Origin of the sequence: Vibrio sp. 14N.309.X.WAT.E.F5 (assembly GCF_030397615.1) — a bacterium.
In the GTDB taxonomy this organism is placed as follows: domain Bacteria; phylum Pseudomonadota; class Gammaproteobacteria; order Enterobacterales; family Vibrionaceae; genus Vibrio; species Vibrio lentus.
In genome coordinates, this window is sequence record NZ_JAPNXR010000019.1 from 92,816 (window position 1) to 103,690 (window position 10,875).

Sequence of the window (10,875 nt, forward strand, 5' to 3'; positions counted from 1 at the left end):
GCGTTTTGATTTTTATCTAACTGTTTAAGCTGATAATTCTAGCTTAGAAACCGTATTCAAGACCAATACGAGTTACGATGTCTGTATCTTCAACACCATCTTTGTAGAAAGTACGGCCCGCAACACGTAGGTAAGGTACAAAACCGTTGTGAACGGCCATTAACTGACCAGAAATAGTGCTGCTATCTGAACCAGCTTCTTTTTGACCATTCAACTCAGACTCTAAGTTGGCTGCGTAACCTAGTTTGAAGCCAATTGGACCATTCCAGTACTGACCAATCACAGAGTAAGAATCTTGTGTCTGCTTACGAATACCGTTGTCTAGCTCTTCACCTTTAAACGCTGCCGCGATACCAAAACCAGCTGGTAAACTTGCTTCAAAGCCAACGATGTATGCGAATGTGTCGTCATCATAACCAGCTACAGTATCTGTTTTGTAAATATCGCCAGCAGTATGAATTACATTACCCGCGCTATCTTTAATATCTTCCTGGGCAATAACTTGCTCACCACCAGAGGCAGCGACTACACGAGTACCAGATTCAACACCAGCCATGAACGTGATTTTTTCGAAGCTATACTTAGCACTTGCGCCAACAAAGTTTGCATCACGAGTCGCAGCACCACCACCGTTGTCGTTATCATCACGACCAACAGAAGCCGCAAAAGAGAAACCACCAAACTTAGCTGAATCGTAACGTACTTGGTTAGATTGACGATCGTAGTGACCGTTGATGCCGCCCCAATCGAATACAGAACCTAGACCAGGGTTAGAGTATGGCCAATCGACGATTTCGTATAGTGGTGTAAGAACACGACCCACACGTAGGTTACCCCAAGAGCCAGAAGCACCAACGAATGTATCACGGAAACCTAAAACACCACCTGAAACGCCACCATGAGACCAGTCTGTGCTATCTACGTAGCCAGATTCGATCTGCATTGTGATCAATACGTCATCAAACATATCTTTATGAGCACGGAAGCCGATACGAGATTCATTCTCTACAGCGTAACCTGAACTATCATCACGATTGTCAGTTGTGTTGTAGTTAACTACAGAGATAGCTGCAACACCGTATACGTCAACGTTGAAGTCAGAGTTGATACCAACTTCTTTCGCCATTACGCCTGTCGATAAAAGTGCAACGGATGCACCTAGTAGAGTACGTTTGAAAATTTTGTTTTCCATGGAATAAAACTCCTAAAAATGGATATAGCTGTTTGAATATTCCCCGCCTAAAGTTGGCCGCCGTAGAGAGAAATACCTTTTCTTGTTTGAGAACCCTAAACTCTGAATTCTCTATTTCCTTTCTGGTTATGCACATCGTGTGCATCCATGGCATTAAGACTAACTTCGCCCTCAAAAAGATCAATGAGAACTTAATTTTCATCTAAAAAAATATGAGTTGGTGCAAATTTAGTAGGTACTTAGTGATCCAGATCGATAAATTGCAAAGCTCGCAGCTAAAAATAATAAAATCATAAAAAATCAAACAGTTAACAAGATTAAGTCTTTATAAAGATAGAAGTGACTCGCATTTATTATACAACTAGAGCGGTATTTCATTAATGTTGAGCAACGTCACTGTCTTAATTTTAGAGTTCGTATAGGCACAAATTTCTCAACAATTAAAAAGACCTAATTTTTACAACAGATACAAAAAAGGCACTCCCTTGTAAGGAGTGCCTTTGAGCTTTTTTTACCTTGGTTTACTTACGAAATAAGTGCAATTAGATCTTCTTCTGTTCTTATTTCGATACCTAAATCTTGTGCTTTAGTCAGTTTAGAACCAGCGGCTTCACCAGCAAATAAGATATCCGTTTTCTTAGACACGCTACCGGTTACTTTTGCACCTAAAGCCTGCAAAGCGGCTTTCGCTTCACTGCGTCCTAATTGGGACAGTGAGCCCGTCAACACAACCACCTTACCTTCTAATGGCAGTTCTTGATCATCTGCAGCTTCTTCGATTGCAGGCCAGTTAACACCAAGCTCTAACAACTGTTCGACTACGGCTCTGTTTTTTTCCTGCGAGAAGAAGCTCGTGAGGTGACTTGCAACGATGTCACCAATATCTGACACTTCAACCAACTGTTCATGAGTTGCTGCTTGAACTAACTCCAACGTCTTAAAATGCTGAGCTAAGTTCATAGCCGTCGCTTCACCCACTTCGCGAATCCCTAAAGAATAAAGGAAACGCGCTAATGTCGTGTCTTTAGCTTTGTTAAGCGCACTCACTACATTCTGTGCCGATTTAGGCCCCATACGATCAAGAACCGTAATCACGCCCGCACTTAACTTAAAGAGATCGGCTGGAGTTTCTACCATTTCACGGTCTACAAGCTGCTCTATCACTTTTACGCCAAGGCCATCAACATCCAGCGCCTTTCTAGACACGAAGTGCTTAAGCGCTTCTTTACGCTGTGCCTGACACACTAAACCACCAGTACAACGCGCGACCGCTTCGCCTTCGACACGTTCAACTGCAGAGTTACAGACAGGGCAAGCATCAGGGAATACAATGTCTCTAGCGGAATCAGGACGACGATCTTGCACGACAGCAACGATTTGTGGAATAACGTCACCGGCTCGACGAATGATTACGCTGTCTCCGACTTTCACACCTAAACGAGCAATCTCATCAGCGTTGTGCAGCGTGGCATTACTTACCGTCACACCACCAACAAAGATAGGTTCAAGCTTAGCAACGGGCGTAATAGCGCCTGTGCGGCCTACCTGAAACTCAACATCGTTAAGCAGAGTGATCTCTTCTTGAGCTGGGAACTTGTATGCAATTGCCCAGCGAGGTGCTCGTGCAACAAAGCCAAGCACTTCTTGAGCCGCGATATCGTCGACTTTGATAACAACGCCATCAATCTCGTAAGCCAGAGCATCACGACGAGTCATAATATCTTGGTAATAGGCTTTCACGTCTTCAAGAGAACTTAGCTGCTTGGTTTCAGGACACATAGGCAAGCCCCAACCTTTCAACTGCAAGAAGCGTTGATAGTGGCTATTTGAAAGCTCAGCACCCTCCACAACACCGACACTGTAAGCATAGAAAGCCAAGGGACGTTTAGCTGTAATGCGTGAATCAAGCTGACGTAGGCTACCTGCGGCGGCATTACGTGGGTTCACAAAGACCTTCTCGCCTTTCTTTAACGCCAGTTCATTCAGTTTGTCGAAGCCCGCTTTTGGCATAAACACTTCGCCACGGACTTCAATACGCTCTGGCCAGCCTTCACCTTGTAGCTTAAGCGGAATTGAGCTGATCGTACGTACGTTTTCGGTAATATTTTCGCCAGTCGCACCATCACCGCGCGTCGCTGCCTGAACTAAGGTGCCATTTACATAAAGCAGGCTCACAGCTAAACCATCAAGCTTAGGCTCACAACAGAAGGTCTTTAGGTTCGCAGTTGGTGCTCGATCAGACATGCGCTTATTGAACGCATCTAAATCGTCATCAGAGAATGCATTGTCGAGCGAAAGCATTGGGATTTCATGAGCCACTTGCGTAAACCCATCTAAAGGCTGCCCACCAACGCGTTGGCTAGGCGAATCCACCGTCACAAGCTCTGGGTTCTCTTCTTCGATCTTTAGCAACTGTTGCATCAATCGATCGTACTCAACATCAGGAACCTCGGGGCTATCTTCTACGTAATAACGAACGGCATGATAGTGCAGAGTTTCTCTTAACTGCTCTAAGGTAACTTGAATCGATTCTTTCATATCATTCTCTGTCGTGATTGAAATATCAAAAAGGGCTCCCTTAGGAGCCCTTTTCTATAAATATAGATTATTTATAAGGCTAAACAAGACGGCTAGGCGTTGGCTGCCGTCATAAAGTCTCTGATTTGTTTACGGTAGTCAGACAAGCGATTGGGTGTCATTAAGTTACGTGACTCGTCCAAAACGTTTCCGCCCATATCATCAGCAATTTTCTGTGCTGCACTTAGCATTACATTGAAGTTCTGATCAGCTTGACCGTAACAAGGCAACGTCATGAAGAACGAAATACCTTTCGTTGTAAAATCAGCAGGATCATCATGTTCTAGCGTTCCCGGCTGCATCATGTTCGCAATACTGAAAATAACTTTTGGCTCATCGCTAGATTGTGCAAAGCAGTGGTAGATAGACATCTCACCATAAGTTAAGCCGTTGTTCTCCATGCTACGGAAAAGTTCAGTACCCACAAACGGGATCTCTCCAGCACAGTGAACATTAAGAACTATAACTTCTAGGCCGAGCTCTTCATCTGGCTTAGCTTCTTCTGTAGGCGCGGTGCTTTGTGAAGCAACGACTTCTTTCTCAACGTCTACTTGAGCAACAAGCGGTTCACTTGGCGTCAGTGCTTTGTTAGGAGCTAGCGGCTCAGTAACGGGATCTGTAGTTTCTTCAAACGAACCATACTGCTCTTTAAAGCCAGCATGGTTTTCTTTTTGCTCGTCAGTCAATTCGAAATTTGGAACCTCAGGCTCGACAACTTCTTCGATCTCTTCAGGCTCACTCTCAATCTGAACTGGCTCTTCTTTAACACTGAAAGAAGGAAGATCATTCAATTCGATGTCGTCTTCGATAACTTCTTTCGTTTGTGGTGCTGTTAGTGGGTCAGAGTCAATCAGCGGATCCGTAGCAGACGGTGAAACCGCAAAGTCCGGCTCTTTACGCTCTTTTCTGATTATCTCAAAATCATCTTCTGGGGCGAATGAACGGTTTGGGATTGTTTCAGACTCATCTAAGCTATCGTTATCAAGCTTACCAAGCGGCTTATCTCCAAACTTTGCTTTCCCTTCTTTTTTACTCGTCCATAGACCATGGAACAATAATGCGGCGATAGCTAACGCGCCAACAATAATGAGTACAAATCGCAATTCCTGCATTTTTCGCTCTCAGCTTTCTTAGTCAACTAGCTATATAGAAGCTGTCACTAAGTTGGGTTAATTTGGCCAATCTCACTACTCTATCAAAAGTAGCCACTGTTTTAGAACAACTTAATACAATTAGTTCCTTACATGGTGTGATTTTCGCCACGCTTTTTTTCTTAATTTCGGTCGAGTACACTAGGGATGTTTGCTATTTAACCAAATTCACATGTGACCTAATTTAAATATGACTATTGAATCTATTCCACGCTCAGGCTTTGGCTATTTTATTTTCGGAATAAAAATCGCTTTATCACCGAGTATTCGTAAGTTTGTTTTACTTCCACTCATCGCTAACGTGTTACTCGTTGGTGGTGCTTTGTTTTATATCTTTTCCAACCTCAACACTTGGATTGAAGGATGGATGGGTGCATTGCCAAGCTTCTTGTCGTGGTTGTCATACATTTTATGGCCGCTACTGGTCATAACCGTCTTGGCCACATTTTCGTATTTCTTTAGCACGCTCGCTAACTTCATTGCTGCGCCGTTCAATGGATTACTCGCAGAAAAGGTAGAAGAGTTGCTTAGTGGCAAAAAAGTCAACGACGATGGTTTACTTGATGTCCTCAAAGATACGCCACGTATATTAGCGAGAGAATGGCGCAAACTTGTCTACGTTCTGCCAAAAGCGATCGGTTTATTCCTACTTTTGTTAATTCCAGCACTCGGACAAACCGTTGCACCGTTTTTATGGTTCATCTTCACCGCATGGATGCTCGCTATCCAGTACGCTGATTACCCATTTGATAACCATAAAATCAAATTCGATGATATGAGAAACATTTTGAAACAAAAACAAGGTAAGACCTACAGCTTCGGCGCGCTTGTTTCTGTATTTACGACAATTCCAATTTTAAACCTGATCGTAGTGCCTGTTGCGGTTTGTGGTGCCACAGCCATGTGGGTTGTTGAATTCAAAGAACAAGCATTACACTCTCGTCGATAAACGACCCCACTTACCTTTCCGCGCCTATCTTTTGATAATTCAATGACCAGTAAAGATAGGCGTGAACTCCCCTACATATCTATATGATATAACTTTTTAATCCTTTTACCTTTTTTTCAAGTTGTTTAATCTAAATTCAAGCTGAACAAACATCGAAAGACACTAGACGGTAAAGTGATTGATATACTACGTTTAGTTCTGTCATTAAATGAAGGAATATCGCATGAGCAAGATCTACGAAGACAACACCCTAACGATTGGTAACACGCCGCTAGTCCGCCTTAACAAAGTAAGCAAAGGTAACGTCCTAGCTAAGATCGAAGCTCGTAACCCAAGCTTCAGTGTTAAGTGTCGTATCGGTTCAAACATGATCTGGGAAGCAGAAAAAGCAGGTACTCTTAAACCAGGTATCGAGCTTGTTGAACCTACCAGTGGTAACACAGGTGTTGCTCTTGCATTCGTCGCTGCTGCACGCGGTTACAAGCTAACGCTAACTATGCCTGAGTCAATGAGCCTAGAGCGTCGTAAGCTGCTTAAAGCGCTTGGCGCAAATCTAGTGCTTACTGAAGCACCAAAAGGTATGAACGGCGCAATTGCGAAAGCAGAAGAGATTGTTGCTTCAGACCCAGACAAGTACCTACTACTGCAACAATTCAACAACCCAGCGAACCCACAAATTCACGAGCAAACAACTGGCCCAGAAATTTGGGAAGCAACAGATGGTGAGATTGACGTGTTTGTAGCAGGTGTCGGTACAGGCGGTACTATCACTGGTACAAGTCGTTACATTAAAGGTGAGAAAGGCAAAGCCATCACTTCAGTAGCGGTTGAACCAGCAGAGTCTCCAGTTATCGCACAAGCGCTTGCGGGCGAAGAAATCAAACCCGCTCCACACAAAATCCAAGGTATTGGCGCAGGTTTCATCCCTGGAAACCTAGATTTAGAGATTATTGACCGAGTTGAATCGGTAACTTCTGAAGAAGCGATTGAGATGGCTCAACGCCTAATGAAAGAAGAAGGTATCCTTGCTGGGATCTCATCTGGCGCGGCTGTTGTAGCGGCTAACAGAATCGCCGAACTACCTGAATTTGCAGGGAAAACTATTGTTACCGTCCTACCAAGTTCTGGTGAGCGTTACCTAAGTACAGCCTTGTTTGCAGGCATCTTTACGGAAAAAGAGAACCAACAGTAATATGTGGTCAAATCAATTTTTCGTCCAAAAAAGCCCCGTTTAGGGGCTTTTTTGTTGATCCCTGCCCCACCTTTGGTAATATCAGCTCTGTTTTATTTTTCGCTTCAAAATAAAAGAAGCAATAAACAAATTCTGAAAGTCATGAGTACTCAACAAAAGACGACCATGGCTGGATAAAAATTTATAACCAGTCTAAGTTCTAACACGAACATAGCGTACTAGCCTCTAGCGGATTTACGTTAAAGCAGTTAAGCTGAATTGGTTACAAACTTACAAAAAATAAATTAATTGGGGTATATAAAATGTACGAGAAGCAAGTAGAAATCACAGCAGAAAACGGCCTTCACACACGTCCAGCTGCACAGTTCGTTAAAGAAGCAAAATCTTTCGACGCTGACATCACAGTGACTTCTAACGGCAAAAGCGCTAGCGCGAAAAGCCTGTTCAAGCTACAAACTTTAGGCCTAGTAAAAGGTACTAACGTTACTATTTCAGCTGAAGGCCCTCAAGCTCAGCAAGCAGTAGACCACCTAGTTGCTCTTATGGATCAACTACACTAATACGGTCTCCTTCTTTCAAAGCCATTTTGCACAGCAAAGTGGCTTTGTTCGAAATAGATAGCAATAAGCGCGACATTTAGTCGACGACTTAAAGTCACACATTCTCCCGTTTACAGTTGAACAACTAAGGTAAGGCTATGATTTCAGGCATCCTAGCATCTCCTGGTATTGCTTTCGGTAAAGCACTACTACTTCAAGAAGATGAAATTGTCCTAAACACTCAATCTATCTCAGACGATCAAGTTGAAGCAGAAGTTCAGCGTTTTTTTGACGCTCGTAACAAATCTTCGCAACAACTTGAAGTTGTAAAGCAAAAAGCACTTGAAACTTTTGGCGAAGAAAAAGAAGCAATCTTTGAAGGCCATATCATGCTGCTTGAAGATGAAGAGCTAGAAGAAGAGATTTTAGCACTCATCAAGAAAGACAAAATGCACGCAGACAACGCGATCTACACAGTGATCGAAGAGCAAGCTGTTGCACTTGAGTCACTTGATGATGAGTACCTAAAAGAACGTGCGACTGATATCCGTGATATCGGTACTCGCTTCGTTAAAAATGCACTAGGCATTAACATTGTGTCTCTAGCAGATATCAATGAACAAGTTATCCTAGTTGCTTACGACCTAACGCCATCTGAAACTGCACAAATCAACCTAGACTACGTTCTTGGTTTCGCTTGTGACATCGGCGGTCGTACATCTCATACTTCAATCATGGCACGTTCACTTGAGCTTCCAGCTATCGTTGGTACTAACGATATCACTAAGCAAGTTAAGAACGGCGACATGCTTGTGCTAGACGCGATGAACAACAAGATCATCATCAACCCTTCTGACGCTGAATTAGCAGAAGCTAAGAAAATCAAATCTGATTTTGAAGCAGAAGCGGCTGAACTAGCAAAACTTAAAGACCTACCAGCTATCACGCTTGATAACCATCAAGTAGAAGTTTGCGGCAACATCGGTACAGTTAAAGACTGTGACGGTATCCTGCGCAACGGTGGCGAAGGTGTTGGTCTGTACCGTACTGAATTCCTATTCATGGACCGAACTGCACTTCCTACTGAAGAAGAACAATACGTTGCTTACAAAGAAGTAGCGGAAGCAATGCACGGTGAGTCAGTGATTATCCGTACAATGGATATCGGTGGCGATAAAGATCTTCCATACATGGATCTTCCAGAAGAAATGAACCCGTTCCTAGGCTGGCGTGCAGTACGTATCAGCTTGGATCGTCGTGAAATCTTACGTGACCAACTACGCGGCATTCTTCGTGCATCTGCACACGGTAAGCTACGTATCATGTTCCCAATGATCATTTCTATTGAAGAGATCCGTGAACTGAAAAAAGCAATCGAAGAGTACAAAGTTGAACTTCGCGCTGAAGGTCACGCATTCGATGAAGACATCGAAATTGGCGTAATGGTTGAGACTCCAGCAGCAGCAGCAATCGCACACCACCTTGCTAAAGAAGTCGCTTTCTTCTCTATCGGTACTAACGATCTAACGCAATACACTCTTGCAGTTGACCGTGGTAACGAGATGATTTCTCACCTTTACAACCCACTATCTCCAGCGGTTCTTCTTGTAATCAAGCAAGTAATCGATGCTTCTCACAAAGAAGGCAAATGGACAGGTATGTGTGGCGAGCTAGCAGGCGATGAGCGTGCAACTCTACTTCTTCTTGGTATGGGTCTAGACGAGTTCTCTATGAGCGGTATCTCTATCCCTAAAGTTAAGAAAGTAATTCGTAACTCTAACTTCGCAGAAGTTAAAGCTATGGCTGACGAAGCACTATCTCTACCTACAGCTGCAGAAATTGAAGCTTGCGTAGAAAAGTTCATCGCTGAGAAAACTCAGTAATCACCAAGAGCTTAATAAAGTTAGGCGGCTAAAAATAGTCGTCTAATTTGTTAGATTGGTATAGTATATTCTACAGAATAAAACTAAACGTTAGGAGCATGACACAATGGGTCTGTTTGACAAACTGAAAAAGCTAGTATCTGACGACAGCGCTGATGCTGGTGCAATCGAAATCATCGCACCTCTATCTGGCGAAATCGTAAATATTGAAGATGTGCCAGATGTTGTTTTCGCTGAAAAAATCGTTGGTGACGGCATCGCGATCAAACCAGCTGGCGACAAGATGGTTGCTCCAGTTAACGGTACTATCGGTAAGATTTTCGAAACTAACCACGCATTCTCTATCGAGTCTGACGACGGTGTTGAGCTTTTCGTTCACTTCGGTATCGATACTGTTGAACTTAAAGGCGAAGGCTTCACTCGTGTAGCTGAAGAAGGTCAATCTGTTAAAGCTGGTGACACTATCATCACTTTCGACCTAGCGCTTCTAGAAGAGAAAGCGAAATCTACGCTTACTCCAGTTGTTATCTCTAACATGGACGAAATCAAGGAGCTGAACAAGCTTTCTGGTTCTGTAACTGTTGGCGAAACTCCAGTTCTTAAAGTAACTAAGTAATTTCGATTACTTAACTGCTTTAATAAAAACGCTGCCTAAGGGTGGCGTTTTTTGTGCCTGTTATATTGATCGAGTTCCTTAAACAACGGTTCTGACTGCAGCTCTTCACCTCATTGTAGACAGCCCCTCAATAAGCCACAGCAATACCAATCCTTAATTACCAACTAACCGCCCTACTTTGTTATTAAACCCAGTTAAACACCACCCTAGGCGCTGAACCTGCATGTTAGATCACGCGGTATGACTTCGCAGACAACAGATCTCTGATATCTCGCTCAGCTCGATTCTGAGATGACGAATATTGACCACATTACTTATTCCAGATTATTCACCTATGTGGAAGGCAGTTAGCGCTATCTAGTTTATTATCTTTCGACCACAACAAGAGCCTGACATCTAATTCGAATCAAATCTCCATCAAACGCAGATTCCTGACACCTCGTTCTACTCGGTTCTGGAATGACGGCATGTGGACTTGCCGACTTACAGTTAACCCGTCATTCCCTGCACCCTCGACAATAGTTATAAAGCCCCCTCAGCGAAAAGCTAGATCTCTGATATCTCGCTCTACTCGATTCTGAGATGACGACCAACGACTTCGATTCAGGTAAACAATGGATAACCTCTCTATAGCCGTCATTCCCTACAGTGAGGAACGAACGTGATAGGGAATCTCGCTTTTACTCCTGTTCACCGACGCGCACTTTTACCAAATAACAGGCAATAAAAAACCCAGCCGAAGCTGGGTCTGTTTAGCGCTCATCTCTCACCACGAG

The 10,875-nt window shown here is 43.5% G+C and carries 8 protein-coding genes; 5 read left to right on the plus strand and 3 right to left on the minus strand.

The genetic code is table 11. From position 1 onward, the window contains the following. Positions 1–43: 43 nt before the first annotated feature. The 3 genes from OW495_RS18190 to zipA all read right to left on the minus strand — a co-directional run bounded on the left by OW495_RS18190 (position 44) and on the right by zipA (position 4,881). Positions 44–1,192 carry a porin gene (locus OW495_RS18190; RefSeq protein WP_289887675.1) on the minus strand — a complete coding sequence of 383 codons (1,149 nt, stop codon included), beginning with the start codon at positions 1,190–1,192 and terminating at the stop codon, positions 44–46. A 525-nt stretch (positions 1,193–1,717) separates the two neighbouring features. Beyond that, entirely contained in the window at positions 1,718–3,730 is a 2,013-nt protein-coding gene (ligA, locus tag OW495_RS18195) for an NAD-dependent DNA ligase LigA (protein WP_289887676.1), read from the minus strand. Between the two features lie 92 nt (positions 3,731–3,822). After that, positions 3,823–4,881 carry a cell division protein ZipA gene (zipA, locus tag OW495_RS18200; RefSeq protein WP_289887677.1) on the minus strand — a complete coding sequence of 353 codons (1,059 nt, stop codon included), beginning with the start codon at positions 4,879–4,881 and terminating at the stop codon, positions 3,823–3,825. A gap of 229 nt (positions 4,882–5,110) precedes the next feature. Between zipA and cysZ the strand changes: the two genes are divergently transcribed. The 5 genes from cysZ (at position 5,111) to crr (ending at position 10,099) form a co-directional block, all read left to right on the plus strand. Further along, entirely contained in the window at positions 5,111–5,869 is a 759-nt protein-coding gene (gene cysZ, locus OW495_RS18205; protein WP_065103121.1) for a sulfate transporter CysZ, read from the plus strand. A 223-nt stretch (positions 5,870–6,092) separates the two neighbouring features. Next, positions 6,093–7,061, plus strand: coding sequence for a cysteine synthase A (cysK, locus tag OW495_RS18210; protein ID WP_017061934.1), 969 nt, complete (start codon positions 6,093–6,095; stop codon positions 7,059–7,061). A 302-nt stretch (positions 7,062–7,363) separates the two neighbouring features. Then, positions 7,364–7,621, plus strand: coding sequence for an HPr family phosphocarrier protein (locus OW495_RS18215; protein ID WP_004734263.1), 258 nt, complete (start codon positions 7,364–7,366; stop codon positions 7,619–7,621). Between the two features lie 137 nt (positions 7,622–7,758). Next, positions 7,759–9,483, plus strand: coding sequence for a phosphoenolpyruvate-protein phosphotransferase PtsI (gene ptsI, locus OW495_RS18220; RefSeq protein WP_017106090.1), 1,725 nt, complete (start codon positions 7,759–7,761; stop codon positions 9,481–9,483). Positions 9,484–9,589: 106 nt separating this feature from the next. Continuing rightward, positions 9,590–10,099: a PTS glucose transporter subunit IIA gene (crr, locus tag OW495_RS18225; protein WP_004737851.1), complete on the plus strand. Its 510-nt coding sequence runs from the start codon at positions 9,590–9,592 to the stop codon at positions 10,097–10,099. The last annotated feature ends 776 nt before the right edge of the window (positions 10,100–10,875 follow it).

Excerpts from the sequence above, each read along its gene's own strand:
- OW495_RS18190 (WP_289887675.1), bottom strand. The coding sequence starts at position 1,192 with ATGGAAAACAAAATTTTCAAACGTACTCTACTAGGTGCATCCGTTGCA.
- ligA (WP_289887676.1), bottom strand. The coding sequence starts at position 3,730 with ATGAAAGAATCGATTCAAGTTACCTTAGAGCAGTTAAGAGAAACTCTG.
- zipA (WP_289887677.1), bottom strand. The coding sequence starts at position 4,881 with ATGCAGGAATTGCGATTTGTACTCATTATTGTTGGCGCGTTAGCTATC.
- cysZ (WP_065103121.1), top strand. The coding sequence starts at position 5,111 with ATGACTATTGAATCTATTCCACGCTCAGGCTTTGGCTATTTTATTTTC.
- cysK (WP_017061934.1), top strand. The coding sequence starts at position 6,093 with ATGAGCAAGATCTACGAAGACAACACCCTAACGATTGGTAACACGCCG.
- OW495_RS18215 (WP_004734263.1), top strand. The coding sequence starts at position 7,364 with ATGTACGAGAAGCAAGTAGAAATCACAGCAGAAAACGGCCTTCACACA.
- ptsI (WP_017106090.1), top strand. The coding sequence starts at position 7,759 with ATGATTTCAGGCATCCTAGCATCTCCTGGTATTGCTTTCGGTAAAGCA.
- crr (WP_004737851.1), top strand. The coding sequence starts at position 9,590 with ATGGGTCTGTTTGACAAACTGAAAAAGCTAGTATCTGACGACAGCGCT.